General features: G+C 54.4%; 13 protein-coding genes, 1 pseudogene and 1 riboswitch. Of the genes and pseudogenes, 10 read left to right on the top strand and 4 right to left on the bottom strand.

Annotation, left to right across the window (positions count from 1 at the left end; genetic code table 11):
- Positions 1-83: 83 nt before the first annotated feature.
- Positions 84-778 (top strand): annotated as a pseudogene (locus VGM55_RS20860) (transposase domain-containing protein).
- A gap of 44 nt (positions 779-822) precedes the next feature.
- Here the strand turns inward: VGM55_RS20860 and ppc are convergent.
- Both ppc and argE read right to left on the bottom strand, forming a co-directional pair.
- Positions 823-3,474 (bottom strand): phosphoenolpyruvate carboxylase, encoded by a 2,652-nt coding sequence (gene ppc / locus VGM55_RS20855; protein ID WP_154188897.1) that lies wholly within the window; start codon positions 3,472-3,474, stop codon positions 823-825.
- A 234-nt stretch (positions 3,475-3,708) separates the two neighbouring features.
- Positions 3,709-4,860 carry an acetylornithine deacetylase gene (argE, locus tag VGM55_RS20850; protein WP_331636534.1) on the bottom strand — a complete coding sequence of 384 codons (1,152 nt, stop codon included), beginning with the start codon at positions 4,858-4,860 and terminating at the stop codon, positions 3,709-3,711.
- A gap of 186 nt (positions 4,861-5,046) precedes the next feature.
- Here argE and argC point away from each other — a divergent pair, with 186 nt between their 5' ends.
- The 5 genes from argC (at position 5,047) to oxyR (ending at position 10,704) form a co-directional block, all read left to right on the top strand.
- Positions 5,047-6,051, top strand: coding sequence for an N-acetyl-gamma-glutamyl-phosphate reductase (argC, locus tag VGM55_RS20845; RefSeq protein ID WP_331636533.1), 1,005 nt, complete (start codon positions 5,047-5,049; stop codon positions 6,049-6,051).
- Positions 6,052-6,067: 16 nt separating this feature from the next.
- Positions 6,068-6,844, top strand: coding sequence for an acetylglutamate kinase (argB, locus tag VGM55_RS20840; RefSeq protein WP_144244041.1), 777 nt, complete (start codon positions 6,068-6,070; stop codon positions 6,842-6,844).
- A 30-nt stretch (positions 6,845-6,874) separates the two neighbouring features.
- Positions 6,875-8,092: an argininosuccinate synthase gene (locus tag VGM55_RS20835; RefSeq protein WP_154188900.1), complete on the top strand. Its 1,218-nt coding sequence runs from the start codon at positions 6,875-6,877 to the stop codon at positions 8,090-8,092.
- A 78-nt stretch (positions 8,093-8,170) separates the two neighbouring features.
- Positions 8,171-9,544 (top strand): argininosuccinate lyase, encoded by a 1,374-nt coding sequence (argH, locus tag VGM55_RS20830; RefSeq protein WP_154188912.1) that lies wholly within the window; start codon positions 8,171-8,173, stop codon positions 9,542-9,544.
- Between the two features lie 242 nt (positions 9,545-9,786).
- Entirely contained in the window at positions 9,787-10,704 is a 918-nt protein-coding gene (gene oxyR, locus VGM55_RS20825) for a DNA-binding transcriptional regulator OxyR (RefSeq protein ID WP_154188901.1), read from the top strand.
- On the opposite strand, the gene sthA is transcribed toward oxyR, so the two are convergent.
- Positions 10,687-12,087: a Si-specific NAD(P)(+) transhydrogenase gene (sthA, locus tag VGM55_RS20820; protein ID WP_016538947.1), complete on the bottom strand. Its 1,401-nt coding sequence runs from the start codon at positions 12,085-12,087 to the stop codon at positions 10,687-10,689. The two genes, oxyR and sthA, sit on opposite strands and share 18 nt — an antisense overlap.
- A gap of 196 nt (positions 12,088-12,283) precedes the next feature.
- Between sthA and fabR the strand changes: the two genes are divergently transcribed.
- Positions 12,284-12,925, top strand: coding sequence for an HTH-type transcriptional repressor FabR (gene fabR, locus VGM55_RS20815; RefSeq protein ID WP_331636535.1), 642 nt, complete (start codon positions 12,284-12,286; stop codon positions 12,923-12,925).
- 14 nt (positions 12,926-12,939) lie between these two features.
- Positions 12,940-13,296 carry a YijD family membrane protein gene (locus VGM55_RS20810; RefSeq protein WP_154188903.1) on the top strand — a complete coding sequence of 119 codons (357 nt, stop codon included), beginning with the start codon at positions 12,940-12,942 and terminating at the stop codon, positions 13,294-13,296.
- A 42-nt stretch (positions 13,297-13,338) separates the two neighbouring features.
- On the opposite strand, the gene trmA is transcribed toward VGM55_RS20810, so the two are convergent.
- A complete protein-coding gene (trmA, locus tag VGM55_RS20805; protein WP_154188904.1) occupies positions 13,339-14,439 on the bottom strand; it encodes a tRNA (uridine(54)-C5)-methyltransferase TrmA in 1,101 nt (366 codons plus the stop codon).
- A gap of 124 nt (positions 14,440-14,563) precedes the next feature.
- A riboswitch (cobalamin riboswitch) is annotated at positions 14,564-14,751 on the top strand.
- Between the two features lie 69 nt (positions 14,752-14,820).
- On the opposite strand from trmA, the gene btuB reads away from it, so the two are divergent.
- Both btuB and murI read left to right on the top strand, forming a co-directional pair.
- Positions 14,821-16,668, top strand: a complete 1,848-nt coding sequence (gene btuB, locus VGM55_RS20800; RefSeq protein WP_154188913.1) for a TonB-dependent vitamin B12 receptor BtuB — start codon at positions 14,821-14,823, stop codon at positions 16,666-16,668.
- Positions 16,613-17,464, top strand: coding sequence for a glutamate racemase (murI, locus tag VGM55_RS20795; RefSeq protein WP_154188905.1), 852 nt, complete (start codon positions 16,613-16,615; stop codon positions 17,462-17,464). Before btuB ends, murI begins: the two co-directional genes overlap by 56 nt.
- Positions 17,465-17,830: the final 366 nt, after the last annotated feature.

Here is a 17,830-nt window from a genome sequence, read left to right as displayed (position 1 = left end):
CAATGCCGATCAGTTAAGGATCGGTTGACCGATCCTTAAACTGCTGCACTATAACGGCTTCCACAACAGGGAGCCGTTTTCTTATGCCGCTTCTTAATGACCTGCTCGATTTTAGCGACCATCCCCTTTTGCCTCCGCCTTCTGCACAGATGTTTGCAGAACATCTTCCCGCTAAGTGGATACAGCACTGCCTGACACTCTCTGAGCACGCAACCGTTCGCCGTCGGCGCCTGCCGGGGGATATAGTTATCTGGATGGTCGTGGCAATGGCCTTTTTCCGTAATGAGCCGATTACCGATGTGGTTTGTCGTCTGAACCTGAGCGCCGATGGCGACGCCGGCATGAACCTGCTGGCCCGCAGCGCTGTCACCCAGGCACGCCCCGCTATAAAGCAAAAGATGTGGCAGAGCTTTACCACTCACGGTGGGAAATCGAAGTCGGGTTCAGAAACCTGAAAAGTAGCCTGCTGGAGCAGGAGGTGTGGGGCATGTTGCTGGCCTATAACCTGATACGTCGTGAGGCGACAAGGGCCGCGGAGAAACACAAAAAAGCGCCCTCAGAAATGAGCTTTAAGTTCGCTTTCCAGTTTATCGCGACGGAAATGATAGTGCTGGGAAATACGGTATCACCGGGGACAATCCCGAAACGACTGGAGCCCCTGCGGGGGAATCTGGAAGCGGTGTTCATAAAAAAACGCCCCCGACCATCAAGGCCGGGGGCAGTTAAGATGTCAAAAACCCGTTATCCGGTGAACGCCTATGCCGCTCCGCTTAAGTGAACGGCATTGCGCCAGGGCGGGGTTTCAGCGAGACTAAAAAAGCATTAGCCAGTATTACGCATCCCGGCGGCAACGCCGGCGATGGTGACCATCAAAGCCTGCTCAACACGGGCATCCGGTGCTTCGCCTTTCTCTTCCGACTGCCGCGAACGGTGCAGCAGCTCTGCCTGCAATACGTTTAGCGGGTCGGTGTAGATATTTCGTAAGGTAATTGACTCGGCGATCCACGGTAAATCTTCCATCAGGTGCGAGTCGTTGGCAATGTCCAGCACTACTTTGATATCGGCGGCTAACTGGTCACGCAGTTGTTTACCCAGCGTCCAAAGTTCTGGTTTCACCAGACGCTGATCGTAATATTCCGCCAGCCACAGATCCGCTTTCGCAAACACCATTTCCAGCATACCCAGACGCGTGGAGAAGAACGGCCAGTCGCGGCACATGGCTTCCAGTTCGCTCTGTTTTCCTTCTTCCACCACTTTCTGCAGTGCGGCACCGGCGCCCAACCAGGCCGGAAGCATCAAGCGGTTTTGGGTCCAGGCGAAGATCCATGGGATCGCACGGAGTGATTCCACCCCACCGTTGGGACGGCGTTTGGCCGGGCGAGAGCCTAGCGGCAGCTTGCCTAATTCCAGTTCCGGGGTCGCAGAGCGGAAATACGGCACGAAGTCTTTGTTTTCACGAATATAGCCGCGATACATTTCGCACGATGTGGCGGAGAGTGATTCCATTATATGGATCCACTCCTTTTTCGGCTCCGGCGGCGGCAACAGGTTAGCTTCAAGGATTGCGCTGGTGTAGAGCGACAGGCTGCTGATAGTGATTTCCGGCAGGCCGTATTTAAAGCGGATCATCTCGCCTTGTTCCGTCACTCGCAGGCCACCTTTCAGGCTTCCCGGCGGCTGTGAAAGCAGGGCTGCGTGAGCCGGAGCACCGCCACGGCCAATGGAACCGCCGCGACCGTGGAACAGCGTCAGCGCAATACCGGCTTTTTCGCAGGTTTTGATCAGAGCGTCCTGCGCTTCGTACTGTGCCCAGGAGGCTGCCATTACGCCTGCGTCTTTAGCCGAGTCAGAATAGCCAATCATGACCATTTGTTTGCCCTGGATAAAGCCGCGATACCAGTCGATGTTCAGCAACTGGGTCATCACGTCATCGGCGTTATTCAGGTCATCAAGGGTTTCGAACAGCGGGGCAACCGGTAGCGCGAAGGTGCAACCCGCTTCTTTCAGCAACAGATGAACAGCCAGCACGTCTGACGGCGTTTTTGCCATGGAAATGACGTAGGCGGCGATGGAGCCGAGCGGCGCTTCGGCGACCACTTTACAGGTGTCCAGGACTTCGCGTGTTTCTTCGCTCGGTTCCCACTGGCGCGGCAGCAGAGGCCGTTTAGAGTTCAGTTCACGGATCAGGAAGGCTTGTTTGTCGGCTTCTGACCAGCTTTCATAGTCGCCGATCCCGAGGTAGCGAGTCATTTCACCCAGCGCTTCGCTGTGGCGGGTGCTTTCCTGGCGAATATCGATACGTACCAGCGGCACGCCGAAGCACTTCACGCGGCGCAGGGTATCCAGCAGTTGGCCGTTAGCGATAATGCCCATGCCGCAGGCCTGCAGGGATTGATAACAGGCGTAGAGCGGATCCCACAGCTGCTCGTTCTGGATGAGGAGGCCTTCCGGCTTCGGCAGTCGCTGGCCTTTCAGGCGCGCTTCAAGCCATGCCTGGGTGGCGAGCAGCTGCTGGCGCAGGCCCTTCATAATATGGCGATAAGGTTCCTGACCGGCGTCCGGTCCTGCCAGTTCGCTAAGCTCTGCCGTGCATTCCACCATCGACAGCTCTGAAACCAGCACCGCGATATCGCGCAGGAACAGATCGGTTGCCTTCCAGCGGCTCAGCAGCAGCACGTGGCGGGTAATTTCAGAGGTCACGTTTGGGTTGCCGTCGCGGTCACCGCCCATCCATGAGGTGAAGCGTACCGGTACAAAGTCCACCGGAAGTTTGTAGTTCAGGTTCTCTTCGAGCTGCTCGTTAAGCTCGCGAAGGTAGTTTGGTACGCCTTCCCAGAGGCTGTTTTCCACCACCGCAAAGCCCCATTTAGCTTCGTCGACCGGAGAAGGACGATGCTTACGAATTTCGTCGGTATGCCAGGCCTGAGCAACCAGCTGGCGCAGGCGGCGCATGATCTGGTTACGCTCGTAGTCGGCAAGATCGCTATGGTCCAGCTGCTTAAGGCAGCTGTTCACTTCGACCAGCTTATGTATCAAAGTACGGCGAGTGATTTCCGTTGGGTGAGCCGTAAGCACCAGCTCCAGAGAGAGGGACTCAACGGCTTCACGGATCGCCGCTTCGCTGATGTCCGGCTGATTTTTTAATTTTTGCAGCGTCTTAGCGATAACTTCCGGGTTGCTGGCCGCTTCACCGGAGGCGGAGATGCTGTGGTACTGCTCTGCGGTGTTGGCAAGATTAAGAAACTGACTAAAGGCGCGAGCGACGGGGAGCAGTTCATCATTTGAGAGGTTCTGCAGCGTGCTCAGCAGCTCCTGACGATTGGCTTCATTACCGGCGCGGGAGGACTTGGATAACTTACGGATAGTTTCTACGCGGTCGAGGATGTTTTCTCCCAGCGTATCTTTGATGGTATCTCCGAGCAGTTTTCCGAGCATGCTGACATTACTTCGCAAAGCAGAATAGCGTTCGTTCATATGACTCCAGCCCAATCTATAATGTAACTTAATTTCACCCGTGAAGGTTCAACACCGCCTTTTATAAAGCCACGTCATCAACCATTCGTCAATTGCTACGAAATCGTTTCAGCAAACGAAGAAATGACGCGAATTTATGAAATTTAATTACCAACTTCGCTCATAAGCATTTCTTATAAGAATAGCGATAAATCCAGATAAAAAAGGGGGGAAACCCCCTTTTACCGCTATTTATTAATGCCAGCAAAAATGATGAACCACCTGGGTAATTAATTCTCTGGTTGGCTCAATAAAGCGCGTATCGATGTACTCATCCGGCTGGTGAGCCTGGTTGATGGAGCCGGGGCCAAGGACCAGCGTAGGGCATACGGTCTGGATAAACGGTGCTTCGGTGCAGTAGTTCACCACTTCCGTTTGAGCGCCCAGCAGCTTCTCGACGACCTGGACGAGCTGGTGGTCCGGTGGGCATTCGTAGCCTGGAATCGGCGGATGCAGTTCCGAAATTGTCACACGGCCGGGCCAGCGCTGGCTCACCGGTTCTAATGCTTCGGTCAGTAAACCGTTCAGATCGTTTAATGTCATGCCCGGCAACGGGCGAATATCCATGTGAAGTTCGCAACACGCACAAATTCGGTTTGCCGCGTCACCGCCGTTGATATGGCCCAGGTTAAGGGTCGGATAAGGTACGGTGAAGGCATCGTGGTGGTAGCGGTCCTTCAGGGTATTTCGCAGCGTGAGGATATGGCCGATGGCGTCATGCATCAGTTCAATCGCGTTGACGCCGCGTGCCGGATCACTGGAGTGACCGGACTGCCCGAGAATGCGGATGGCATTCGACAGGTGGCCCTTGTGCGCGCGTACCGGCTGTAAAGACGTCGGTTCACCGATGATGGCGCAGTCCGGGCGCAGAGCCGTTGTTTCAGAGAAATAGCGGGCCCCCGCCATGGTGGTTTCTTCGTCGGCCGTGGCCAGGACGTAGAGCGGCTTTTTCAGGGTTGTCACATCCACGTCGCGCAGCGCATCCAAAATAAACGCGAAGAAACCTTTCATATCGGCGGTGCCCAGGCCGTAAAGCTTGTTGTCGTGCTCGGTCAGGGTAAACGGGTCACGCGTCCAGCGGCCATCGTCAAACGGTACGGTATCGGTATGCCCTGCAAGCAGCAGGCCGCCAGCGCCCTGGCCGCTGCTTGCCAGCATGTTGAATTTATTGCGCGTTCCAGGAACAGGCTGAATTTCGACGTTAAAACCGAGATCGCGGAACCAACCTGCGAGTAAATTGATTAAAGACTCATTGCTTTGGTCCAGCGCGCTGTCGGTGGCGCTGATGGAAGGTGTCGCGATCAGGGCGCGGTAGATGTCGATAAAAGGGGGTAATTTCATCTTCACTGTTGACAGGCCTTAGGTTAGGATAGTATCAATATTCATGCAGTAATTATGAATAAAAATACAATAACGTTGAGCGTAAAGGAACAGTTAAGCGTTCCGGTGAATAAAAAACCACGCTAACGGACGTGGGTGAAAGCGTCAGGCTTGCACTCTGAGCAGACCGAAAAGACAAGGTGAACGACCCAGATGTTGAATACGCTGATTGTGGGTGCAAGCGGTTATGCAGGCGCAGAGCTTGTGAGCTATTTGAATCGCCATCCTGATATGAACATAACCGCTTTGACGGTTTCAGCGCAAAGTTCAGATGCAGGTAAATTGATATCTGATTTGCATCCGCAATTAAAGGGCATTGTCGATCTGCCGCTGCAGGCGATGTCCGACATCAGCGAGTTTAGCGAAGGCGTGGACGTGGTATTCCTGGCCACCGCTCATGAAGTTAGCCACGACCTGGCCCCGCAGTTCCTTGCTGCCGGCTGCGTGGTTATCGATCTCTCCGGTGCGTTTCGCGTTAACGATCCGGCGTTTTATGAACGTTATTACGGTTTTACCCATCAGCATCCAGAGCTGCTGGAAAAAGCGGTTTACGGCCTGGCCGAATGGCAGGGCGCTGAGCTAAAAGAGAGTAATTTAATTGCCGTGCCGGGCTGCTACCCGACGGCGTCTCAGCTGGCGCTGAAGCCGCTGATCGACGCCGATCTGCTGGATTTGAGCCAGTGGCCGGTGATCAACGCCACCAGTGGCGTAAGCGGTGCCGGGCGCAAGGCTGCGATTTCCAACAGCTTCTGCGAAGTCAGCCTGCAGCCTTACGGCGTGTTTAATCACCGCCATCAGCCAGAAATCGCCACCCATCTTGGCGCGCCGGTTATTTTCACCCCGCACCTCGGTAATTTCCCACGCGGCATTCTGGCGACGATTACCTGTCGCCTGAAAGCTGGCGTAACGCAGCAGCAAATCGCGGAGACGTTTACTCAGGCCTATGGCGACAAGCCGCTGGTTCGCTTGTATGAAAAAGGCGTACCGGCGCTGAAAAATGTGGTTGGCCTGCCGTTCTGCGACATCGGTTTTGCCGTGCAGGATGAGCACCTGATTGTTGTTGCCACAGAGGATAACCTGCTGAAAGGCGCCGCGGCGCAGGCAGTACAGTGTCTTAATATTCGTTTTGGCTTCGCCGAAACGCAGTCCCTTATTTAACCGTCTGTCGGGTGAAATGATGAATCCTTTAATTATCAAATTGGGCGGCGTACTGCTGGATAGCGAAGAAGCGCTGGAGCGCCTGTTTACCGCGCTGGTGAACTACCGTCAGTCCCATCAGCGTCCGCTGGTTATCGTCCACGGCGGCGGTTGCCTGGTAGATGAGCTGATGAAAAAGCTGGCGCTGCCGGTGGAAAAGAAAAATGGCCTGCGCGTTACGCCTGCCGACCAGATTGACATTATTACCGGTGCGCTGGCGGGTACGGCGAACAAGACGCTGCTGGCGTGGGCAAAGAAGCACGGCATTAACGGCGTCGGCCTGAGCCTCGGCGACGGGGATAGCGTCACGGTGACCCAGCTTGACGAAGCGTTGGGCCACGTGGGTCTGGCTAAACCGGGTTCGCCAAAACTGATTAATACCCTGCTGGAAAACGGCTTCCTGCCGATTGTTAGCTCCATCGGCGTGACCGCGGAAGGCGAGCTGATGAACGTGAATGCGGACCAGGCGGCGACAGCGCTTGCCGCAACGCTGGGCGCGGACCTGATCCTGCTCTCAGACGTGAGCGGTATTCTGGACGGTAAAGGCCAGCGCATTGCCGAGATGACGGCGGCCAAAGCCGAGCAGCTGATTCAGCAGGGCATTATTACCGACGGCATGATAGTGAAGGTGAACGCGGCGCTGGATGCGGCCCGTACTCTGGGACGCCCGGTGGATATCGCCTCATGGCGCCACGCGGATCAGCTACCCTCTTTATTCAACGGCGTGGCTATCGGCACCCGGATTCTGGCATAGACAAAGAATAGTTTTAACAAGGACAAGACAATGCAAAATCACGGCATCAAAAAAATCGTTCTCGCATACTCTGGCGGCCTCGACACTTCTGCCATCATTCCATGGCTGAAAGAGAACTATGGCGGCTGCGAAGTGGTCGCCTGCGTGGTGGATATCGGTCAGGATCGTGAAGATCTGAAAGGCGTTGAGCAGAAAGCGCTGCGCTCCGGGGCTTCTGAGTGCTACGTCGTGGATGCGCGTGAAGAGTTTATCAGCGACTATGTTTATCCGGTACTGCAGACCGGGGCACTGTATGAAGGCAGCTACCTGCTCGGTACCTCTATGGCACGTCCGCTGATCGCTAAGGCGCTGGTGGATGTGGCGAACAAAGTGGGTGCAGATGCGCTGTGTCACGGTGCGACCGGTAAGGGTAACGATCAGGTGCGTTTTGAATCTACCTGGGCCGCGCTGGCTCCGCATCTGAAAGTCGTTGCGCCATGGCGTGAGTGGAACCTGCGTTCCCGCGAAGCGCTGCTCGACTACCTGAAAGAGCGTGACATCCCGACCACCGCAACGCTTGAAAAAATCTATAGCCGTGACGAAAACGCATGGCACATTTCTACCGAAGGCGGCGTGCTGGAAAGCCCGTGGAATGCCCCGAACAAAGATTGCTGGGTGTGGACCGTAGATCCACAGGAAGCCCCGGATCGGGCCGAGCAGGTGACCGTTACCGTTAAGCAGGGCAAAGTGGTTGCCGTTAACGGTGAAGCGATGAGCCCGTTCAAGTGCCTGGAAACCCTGAATGCTATCGGCTCTAAGCACGGTATTGGCCGTATCGATATCGTAGAAAACCGTCTGGTGGGCATAAAGTCCCGTGGCTGCTATGAAACCCCTGGGGGCACGATTATTATGGCCGCGCTGCGTGGCGTTGAGCAGCTGGTGCTGGATCGTGATTCCTTCAAATGGCGTGAGCAGCTGGGCCTCGAAATGTCCTACGTCGTGTACGATGGCCGCTGGTTTGCACCGCTGCGTAAATCTCTGCAGGCCTCTGCCGAGTCGCTGGCGGAAGAAGTGAACGGTGAAGTTGTGCTGCAGCTATATAAAGGCCAGGTGACGGCGATTCAGAAAAAATCACCGAACAGCCTGTATAGCGAAGAATTTGCGACCTTTGGCGAAGATGAAGTTTACGATCACAGCCATGCCGGCGGCTTTATCCGTCTGTTCTCGCTCTCTTCTCGTATCCGTGCGCTGAACGAACTTAAGAAGTAATTTTTACCCTCACTCTTTCCCTGAGCAGGGAGGGCGTGAGGGGCAAACGAATATCAATATGATGAATGGAGCATGACTATGGCACTTTGGGGTGGGCGTTTTACTCAGGCAGCCGATCGGCGGTTTAAGCAATTCAATGACTCTTTGCGCTTTGACTATCGCTTAGCTGAGCAAGACATCGTAGGTTCCGTCGCCTGGTCCAAAGCGCTGGTCACCGTGGGCGTGCTGACTGAAGCTGAGCAACAGCAGCTTGAGCAGGCGCTGAATGTATTGCTGGAAGAAGTACAGGCCAATCCGCAGGCGATTCTGGAAAGCGATGCGGAAGATATTCACAGCTGGGTGGAAGGTAAGCTTATCGATAAAGTCGGTGCGTTGGGTAAAAAACTTCACACCGGACGTAGCCGCAACGATCAGGTCGCGACCGACCTGAAACTGTGGTGCAAAACGCAGATTAGCGAACTGCTGGCGGCTACTCGGCAGGTGCAGCAGGCGCTGATTGAAACTGCCGAAGCGAACCAGGATGCCGTGATGCCGGGCTATACGCACCTGCAGCGTGCGCAGCCGGTGACTTTTGCTCACTGGTGCCTGGCCTACGTTGAGATGCTGGCGCGCGATGAAAGTCGCCTACAAAGCACCTTGCAGCGCCTGGACGTTAGCCCGCTGGGCAGCGGTGCGCTGGCCGGGACGGCCTATGAGATTGACCGCGAGCAGCTGGCTGGCTGGTTAGGTTTTGCTTCTGCGACCCGTAACAGCCTCGACAGCGTATCTGACCGCGACCACGTGCTGGAGCTGCTGTCCAATGCTTCTATCGGCATGGTTCACCTGTCCCGCTTTGCAGAAGATTTGATTTTCTTTAACACCGGCGAAGCCGGCTTTGTTGAGCTGTCCGATCGCGTGACCTCCGGCTCTTCACTGATGCCACAGAAGAAAAATCCGGATGCGCTGGAGCTGATTCGCGGTAAATGCGGCCGCGTGCAGGGCGCGCTGACCGGCATGATGATGACCCTGAAAGGCCTGCCGCTGGCGTATAACAAAGATATGCAGGAAGACAAAGAAGGGTTATTCGACGCGCTCGATACCTGGCTCGACTGCCTGCATATGTCGGTGCTGGTGCTGGACGGCATTCAGGTTAAACGTCCGCGTTGTCAGGAAGCGGCCGAGCAAGGCTATGCCAATGCCACAGAACTGGCGGATTACCTGGTCGCCAAAGGCGTACCGTTCCGTGAAGCCCACCACATTGTCGGTGAGGCCGTCGTTGAGGCGATCGAACAAGGTAAAGCCCTGGAAGCCTTAACCCTTGCCGATCTGCAGAAATTCAGTGCGGTCATTGGCGAAGACGTTTATCCGATCCTGTCGCTGCAATCCTGTCTCGACAAACGCGCCGCTAAAGGCGGCGTTTCTCCGAAGCAGGTTGCTCTGGCTATCGCTGACGCCAAACAGCGCCTGGTCTAATCCCCTCGAAATTTGAACAAAAAAAAGCGGACATACTGTCCGCTAAAAGTTCACGTTGGCTTTAATAATTCGTCAGGTTCAGAGAACAGAAAGTCTCTGCAGCCGCGCTTCGTTCTCGGGTAAGTAAGAGCGAAGCGCCTTGCTGTTGTGGGTTATTATTCACCAACATTGCTTGATAGGGATAATCGTTCGTTGCTATGCTATCTATCGCCATGAACTATCGTGGCGCAGGAGGATAGAGAATGAATATTCGAGATCTTGAATACCTGGTGGCGCTGGCCGAGCACCGCCATTTTCGTCGGGCAGCGGATGCCTGTCACGTTAGCCAGCCGACGCTGAGCGGCCAGATTCGCAAGCTGGAAGATGAACTTGGCGTCATGCTGCTGGAGCGTACCAGCCGTAAAGTGCTGTTCACCCAGGCAGGTTTGCTGCTGGTGGATCAGGCCAGAACGGTGCTGCGTGAAGTCAAAGTGCTGAAAGAGATGGCAAGCCAGCAGGGCGAAGCCATGTCAGGGCCGTTACACATTGGCCTGATCCCTACCGTCGGCCCTTATCTGCTGCCGCAAATTATTCCGATGCTGCATCAAACTTTCCCGAAGCTGGAGATGTATCTGCACGAAGCCCAAACCCATCAGCTGCTGGCGCAGCTCGATAGCGGTAAACTCGACTGCGCAATCCTGGCGCTGGTGAAAGAGAGCGAAGCCTTCATCGAAGTACCTCTGTTTGACGAGCCGATGGTGCTGGCGGTTTATGAGGATCACCCATGGGCGAACCGTGACCGCGTGCCGATGTCCGATCTGGCCGGTGAGAAACTGTTGATGCTGGAAGACGGGCATTGCCTGCGCGATCAGGCTATGGGCTTCTGTTTTGAGGCCGGAGCGGATGAAGACACGCACTTTCGGGCCACGAGCTTAGAGACCCTGCGCAACATGGTTGCGGCGGGGAGCGGTATTACGCTGCTACCTGCGCTGGCTGTTCCGCGGGAGCGCCAGCGTGATGGTGTGGTTTATCTGCCATGTTATAAACCAGAGCCGCGTCGTACTATCGGCCTGGTTTATCGTCCGGGGTCACCGCTGCGCAACCGTTATGAGCAGCTGGCAGAGGCCATCCGTACTCAGATGGATGGCCATTTTGACCCGGCGTTAAAACAGGCGGTTTAAGCCGTTTAGCGCCGCTACCCGGTAGGCTTCTGCCATAGTCGGGTAGTTGAAGGTGGTGTTAACGAAGTACTCAATGGTGTTACCGCCACCTTTCTGCTCCATTATCGCCTGGCCGATGTGAATAATTTCGGCCGCGCGTTCGCCAAAGCAGTGGATTCCCAGAATTTCTTTCGTTTCCCGATGGAACAGAATTTTCAACGTTCCGACATTCATGCCAACGATTTGCGCGCGCGCCAAATGCTTAAACTGTGCGCGACCCACTTCGTAAGGCACTTTCATCGACGTTAACTGTTGCTCGGTCTTACCCACAGAACTGATTTCAGGAATGGTATAAATCCCGGTGGGTATATCTTCTACCAGGTGCCCGGTTGCCTCTCCTTTGACCAGTGCCTGAGCGGCAATACGTCCCTGGTCATAGGCCGCGGAAGCCAGGCTGGGGTAGCCTATTACGTCCCCCACAGCGTAAATATGCGGCAGCGCGGTCTGGTACATACTGTTGACCTTGATGAGCCCGCGACTGTCCGCTTCCAGGCCGATGTTTTCCAGCGCCAGCGAATCCGTGTTCCCTGTACGTCCATTCGCGTAAAGCAGGCAATCTGCTTTTACTTTTTTGCCGGATTTCAGGGAAACGATCACGCCGTCATCCACGCCTTCAATCTTCTCGAACTCTTCGTTGTGGCGAATCACCACGCCGCTGTTCCAGAAGTGGTAGGAGAGCGAGTCCGACATTTCCTGATCGAGGAAAGCGAGCAGGCGATCGCGGGTGTTGATTAAGTCGACTTTGACATTCATCCCGCGGAAGATGGAAGCATACTCGCAGCCGATCACCCCGGCGCCATAAATAATCACATGGCGTGGCTCGTGGTGCAGGCTCAGAATTGAGTCGCTGTCATAGATACGCGGATGGGTAAAATCCACTTCTGGCGGGCGGTAGGGCCGGGAACCGCAGGCGATCACAAATTTCTCGGCGGTATAGGTTTCGACCGATCCATCGTGGCATTGAAGCGCGATGGTGTGCTCATCCACAAAATGCGCATCGCCCTGCAGCATTTCGCAGCGGTTGCGCTCGTAAAAGCCCTGGCGCATGCGGGTTTGCTGGTTAATCACGCTGTCCGCGTGGTTGAGGATGTCGGCAAAAGAGGAGCGGAGAAGGTGAGTATGGTCGCTGTATAACGGGTTTTGATTGAATTCAATAATGCGGCTGACGGCGTGGCGGAGGGCTTTCGAAGGGATGGTACCCCAATGGGTACAACCGCCGCCGACATTATGGTAGCGCTCAATCACCGCTACCCTGGCTCCTTGTTTCACCAGACCCATGGCGGCACCTTCGCCCCCGGGACCGGAACCAATCACTATTGCGTCATAATCGTAGGTTTGTGGCATGGTAAGGCTTACCTGTTTTTATACATAAAGGCAACACGATGGTAACATCAACCAGGAATTTCCCCAATTCCCGTTGTGCTTTTTACCGCCAGGGTAGGTCAATGTTCCGTAAACAATCATTCACAATACACTATAAAAGCGGTAGCTTGATTCTCTGATATAGTTCCAGCTCTGTTTGAAGGATTCAGGCAATATGATGGGTGTAAGAGCGCAACAAAAAGAGAGAACCAGGCGTTCTTTAGTCGAAGCCGCATTTAGCCAGCTAAGCGCCGAAAGAAGCTTTGCCAGCCTGAGCCTGCGCGAGGTTGCCCGCGAAGCCGGTATTGCGCCAACGTCATTTTATCGCCATTTCCGCGATGTTGATGAACTCGGCCTAACCATGGTAGATGAAAGCGGCCTGATGCTGCGTCAGCTCATGCGCCAGGCACGTCAACGCATCGCGAAGGGCGGCAGCGTGATCCGCACGTCAGTTTCAACCTTTATGGAGTTTATCGGCAATAACCCCAATGCTTTCCGTCTGTTGCTGCGTGAACGTTCAGGAACGTCTGCGGCGTTTCGTGCCGCGGTAGCGCGTGAAATTCAGCACTTCATTGCGGAACTTGCCGATTATTTAGAACTCGAAAATCGCATGCCTCGCAGCTTCACGGAAGCGCAGGCGGAAGCGATGGTCACGATTGTTTTTAGTGCAGGTGCCGAAGCGCTGGACGTTGACATCGACCAACGTCGCCAGCTCGAAGAGCGACTGGTGCTGCAGTTACGTATGATCTCGAAAGGGGCCTACTACTGGTATCGCCGGGAACAAGAAAAAATGGCGCTTGCTCATTTATCCGAAGAGTGAAGGAACGAGCAACAATGAAACAGTTACAAGATAAAGGTACGCTGGCGCTGGCGTTTATCGCTGGCCTGTCGATTAACGGATCTTTTGCCGCGCTGTTTAGCTCGGTCGTTCCGTTCTCTATTTTCCCCATTCTTGCCCTGGTGCTGACGGTTTATTGTCTGCATCAGCGTTACCTGAACCGTACCATGCCGGTTGGTTTGCCGAGCCTTGCCGCAGCCTGCTTTGTCTTAGGCGTGCTGCTTTATAGTGCGGGGGTTCGCGTTGAGTACCCGGCAATTGGCTCTAACTTTGTGCCTTCTATATTGTCAGTGGTACTGTTGTTCTGGATCCTGGTTAAGGTTCGCAGCCGCAAGGCCGAAACCTCAAAATAAGCCGACGATAGAGATAAGAAAGGACGCCCTGGCGTCCTTTTTCTATTTGCGCGTCAGCAGCACGCCGCACTCCATATGGTGCGTATACGGGAACTGGTCGAAAAGCGCGAGCCTGGTGATATCGTGGGTCTGCGACAATATTTCCAGATTTTCGCACAGCGTTTGTGGATTGCAGGAAATATAAAGAATGTGGGGATAGGCCTGCACCATCTTCACCGTATCGGCATCCAGGCCGCTGCGTGGTGGATCGACGAAAATGGTCTCGCACTGGTAGCTCTTCAAATCGATGCCCTGTAGGCGGTTGAACTCCCTGACGCCGTTCATCGCCTGGGTAAACTCTTCGGCCGCCATGCGGATAATTTGCACGTTATCGATGTTGTTGGCCGCGATATTGTACTGCGCTGCCGCTACCGACGGTTTGGCGATTTCCGTAGCCAATACGCGGGCGAAATTACGGGCCAGCGCCAGCGAGAAGTTGCCATTACCGCAGTAAAGCTCCAGCAGGTCGCCGCTTGAATCTTCTGTCGCGTTCAGCGCCCACTCCAGCATCTGAATATTCATGGCGGCGTTTGGCTGAGTGAAGCTGTTCTCAACCTGGCGATAAATCATCTCTTTGCCGGCAACCGGCAGGCGTTCGTCGATGAAATCCTGGTCCAGCTCAATTTTGGTTTTGGTAGCGCGGCCAATTAGGTGCACGTTAAAACCACGCGCACGCAGGCTGTCTCGCAGCGTCCGGGCATGCTGCTGCCACTCATCATCCAGTTTGCGATGGTACAGCAGGGAAACCACCGCCTGGTTGCTCAGGGTAGTGAGGTAGTCTATCTGGAACAGCTTGTGGCGCAGGGCCGGAACATCACGCACGCCATCCAGCATGGCTGGCATTAGCGCATTGATAAGCTCACTTGCCGCCGGGAAGCGGTTGACGCGGATGCGGCTTTTGGTCTGTTGATCGAACATGATGTGATAGAGATCGTCACCTTCATGCCAGATACGGAACTCGGCTCGCATACGGTAGTGACTGACCGGTGAGCGGAATACCTCCGGGGCCGGTGCGGCAAAGGGCGCCATCATGCCTTGCAGGCGAGTGACTTTTTCCGCCAGTTGCGCGTCGTACTGATCTGTCGGGAGGTGTTCAGGGGTCATGGCTAGCCATCCAGTCGGTCAATGAATACAAACTACGCGGCGATTGTAGGGATTCAACTCACGATGTCCAGCCCGATTGCGATAAGAAGTTCTGCTGGAAGTCTGGACATCTATATAAGCCTAACGGTAGCATGGCTTTTCCGGCCTCCTGAGAGTTAAAAGGGAACCCAGTGTAATTCTGGGGCTGACGCGCAGCGGTAAGGAACGGCAAGATGAACGCACTAAGCAGACACTGCTTTCTTATATAAGCGGGAAGTCCTCATCTTATTTAAGCCCCCAAGCCCGAAGACCTGCCGGAATGACGTCGCAAGTGATATGGCTATCGCGTGCTATTTGCCATATCTGCGGCATCCTATTCGAAAGCGGATGCTTATATAAATGATGATAAAGAAGGTTTCGCTGTTGACGGCTTTGTCCGCAACGGCTTTTTCAGTTTGGGCGCAGGACAGCAATACCGACAATACTCTGGTGGTCACGGCGAACCGTTTCCAGCAGCCGGTGAATACCGTACTGGCGCCGAACTCGGTGGTTACGCGTGAAGATATCGATCGCTGGCAGTCAAAATCGCTGACCGACGTAATGCGCCGTCTGCCAGGGGTGGATATTGCGCAAAACGGTGGGCTTGGTCAGCTTTCCTCAGTGTTCATTCGCGGGACTAATTCCAGCCATGTGCTGGTGCTGATTGACGGTATCCGCCTGAATCAGGCCGGCGTGACCGGTTCTTCCGACCTCAGCCAGATTCCAGTTTCCCTTGTTCAGCGCGTAGAGTACATCCGCGGGCCTCGTTCTGCGGTCTATGGTTCTGATGCTATTGGCGGGGTCATCAACATTATCACTACTCGTGATAAAGACGGCACAACGCTGACGGCCGGAATGGGCTCCAATGGTTACCAGAACTATGACGCCAGCACGCAGCAAAAGCTGGGGGATAACACCCGCGTGACCCTGGCAGGTAACTATGAGTACACCAAAGGCTTCGACGTTGTGGCCGATGGCAATACTGGAGGCCTGCGTCAGCCCGATCGCGACGGATTTATGAGTAAATCCCTTTATGGTGCGCTGGAACACAATTTCTCTGAGCAATGGAGCGGCTTTGTTCGCGGCTATGGTTACGATAACCGCACGGCCTATGATGGCTTCTACAGTAGCTTTACGCCAAACCAACTGGTGGACACCCGTCAGCTCTATAGCCAGACCTGGGATACAGGGCTGCGCTTTAACAACGATATCTTCCATTCGCAGCTGATCTCCAGCTACGGCCACAGCAAAGATTACAACTTCGACCCGCGCCTTGGCCGCTATGACTCCAGCGCGACCCTCGATGAAATTAAGCAGTACAACCTGCAGTGGACCAACTCCGTTGATGTAGGCGCAGGGAATATCGGCGCGGGCGTTGACTGGCAGAAGCAAAGCACTGAACCGGGCACTAACTATCTTACTGACGCTTACGATCAGCGTAATACCGGCGTCTATCTGACTGCGCTGCAAAAGTTGGGTGATTTCACCTTTGAAGGTGCTGCACGTAACGACTCTCACTCAGAGTTCGGTAATCACGGAACCTGGCAGAGCAGCGCCGCATGGGAATTCGTTGAGGGATATCGCTTCATTGCTTCCTACGGTACGGCCTTTAAGGCACCAAATCAGGGGCAGCTGTTTGGCTTCTACGGCAACAGAAACCTGAACCCTGAAGAAAGTCGTCAGTGGGAAGGGGCATTTGAAGGATTAACGTCGGGCGTAAACTGGCGTGTTTCTGGCTATCGCAACCTTGTTGATAACCTGATCGACTTTAACAATAACACGCTGAGCTATTACAACGTCGGCAAGGCCAATATTAAAGGTATTGAAGGTACAGCCTCCTTCGATACCGGGCCTGTGCAGCACAGCATTAGCTATGATTATGTTGATGCCCGTAATGGCTTGACCGATGCACCGCTGGCGCGTCGTGCCAAACAGCAGGTGAAGTATCAGCTTGACTGGGCACTTTACGATCTGGACTGGAGCGTAACCTACCATTACCTGGGCTCGCGCTACGACACCGATTTCAATACCAATCAAACCGTCAAAATGGGTGGTGTTAGCCTGTGGGATGTTGCGTTGTCGTATCCAGTCACGTCACAGCTGACCGTTCGTGGTAGAATAGCTAACCTGTTCGATAAAGATTACGAGACGGTTTATGGCTACCATACTGCAGGACGGGAATACTACTTGTCTGGCAGCTACACCTTCTGATGCACATCCTACCGTGCTGGTTTTTGACTCCGGCGTCGGTGGGTTGTCCGTCTACAATGAGATTCGGCAGCTTCTGCCGGATCTTCATTTCATCTACGCCTTCGACAACGTGGCGTTTCCTTACGGCGAAAAGAGCGAAGAGTTTATCGTCGACCGGGTGGTTTCAATAGTGACTGCTGTCCAGCAGCATTATCCTTTGGCCCTCGCCGTTATCGCCTGTAATACCGCAAGCACCGTTTCTCTCCCGGCTTTACGTGAAAAGTTCGACTTCCCTGTTGTTGGCGTTGTGCCAGCCATTAAACCGGCAGCACGTTTGACGACAAATGGTGTAGTGGGCCTGCTTGCAACTCGCGGTACGGTAAAGCGGCCTTATACTCACGAGCTTATCTCCCGGTTTGCTACCGAATGCAAAATTGAGATGCTGGGTTCGGCCGAGCTGGTGGAGCTCGCTGAGGCGAAGCTTCATGGTGAGCCAGTCCCGCTGGATGAGCTGCGTAAAATCCTGCGTCCGTGGTTACGTATGTCGGAGCCGCCGGATACCGTTGTATTAGGCTGCACGCACTTCCCTCTATTACAGGAAGAGCTGTTGGCAGTGCTGCCGGAAGGGACAAGACTGATTGATTCCGGCGCCGCAATTGCAAGACGTACCGTTTGGTTGCTGGAACATGAAGCGCCGGAAGCGGCTTCTGCAGATCGGAATATTGCCTATTGTATGGCGTTCACGCCTGAAACTGCGCAATTAATGCCCGTTTTACAACGTTACGGCTTCGAAAGGCTCGAAAAACTGGCACCTTAGCGCCATTTTGAGTAAAAAAACGGCGCTTGAAAGTTTTTTTCAAATTAGGGGTTGTCAGGCTCTGAGAACTCCCTATAATGCGCCTCCACTGACACGGCGAAGCGGCTTCGAAAGCGGCTTAACAACCCGGTAGTCAGTCAGACGAAAGCGAAAATAAACGCTTGACTCTGAAAGAGGAAAGCGTAATATACGCCACCTCGAGTTAGCAAGCGAAAGCGCGCAACTCACTGCTCTTTAACAATTTATCAGACAATCTGTGTGGGCACTCGCAGGATTGATATCTCAGCATCTTCGGATGCAACAAAATATCAAGTCTTGAAGAGTGACTACTGATTTTATAAACAGTTTTAATTCTTTGAGCATCAA

This window comes from Cedecea sp., assembly GCF_036500665.1.
In the GTDB taxonomy this organism is placed as follows: domain Bacteria; phylum Pseudomonadota; class Gammaproteobacteria; order Enterobacterales; family Enterobacteriaceae; genus Cedecea.
The sequence above is the reverse complement of the archived record's forward strand: the minus strand, read 5'-3'. Positions and strand labels throughout refer to the sequence as shown.

Bases quoted from the DNA above. Each gene is read 5' to 3' on its own strand.
- ppc (WP_154188897.1), bottom strand. From the start codon at position 3,474: ATGAACGAACGCTATTCTGCTTTGCGAAGTAATGTCAGCATGCTCGGA.
- argC (WP_331636533.1), top strand. From the start codon at position 5,047: ATGTTGAATACGCTGATTGTGGGTGCAAGCGGTTATGCAGGCGCAGAG.
- argB (WP_144244041.1), top strand. From the start codon at position 6,068: ATGATGAATCCTTTAATTATCAAATTGGGCGGCGTACTGCTGGATAGC.
- VGM55_RS20835 (WP_154188900.1), top strand. From the start codon at position 6,875: ATGCAAAATCACGGCATCAAAAAAATCGTTCTCGCATACTCTGGCGGC.
- argH (WP_154188912.1), top strand. From the start codon at position 8,171: ATGGCACTTTGGGGTGGGCGTTTTACTCAGGCAGCCGATCGGCGGTTT.
- oxyR (WP_154188901.1), top strand. From the start codon at position 9,787: ATGAATATTCGAGATCTTGAATACCTGGTGGCGCTGGCCGAGCACCGC.
- sthA (WP_016538947.1), bottom strand. From the start codon at position 12,087: ATGCCACAAACCTACGATTATGACGCAATAGTGATTGGTTCCGGTCCC.
- fabR (WP_331636535.1), top strand. From the start codon at position 12,284: ATGGGTGTAAGAGCGCAACAAAAAGAGAGAACCAGGCGTTCTTTAGTC.
- VGM55_RS20810 (WP_154188903.1), top strand. From the start codon at position 12,940: ATGAAACAGTTACAAGATAAAGGTACGCTGGCGCTGGCGTTTATCGCT.
- trmA (WP_154188904.1), bottom strand. From the start codon at position 14,439: ATGACCCCTGAACACCTCCCGACAGATCAGTACGACGCGCAACTGGCG.
- btuB (WP_154188913.1), top strand. From the start codon at position 14,821: ATGATAAAGAAGGTTTCGCTGTTGACGGCTTTGTCCGCAACGGCTTTT.
- murI (WP_154188905.1), top strand. From the start codon at position 16,613: ATGGCTACCATACTGCAGGACGGGAATACTACTTGTCTGGCAGCTACA.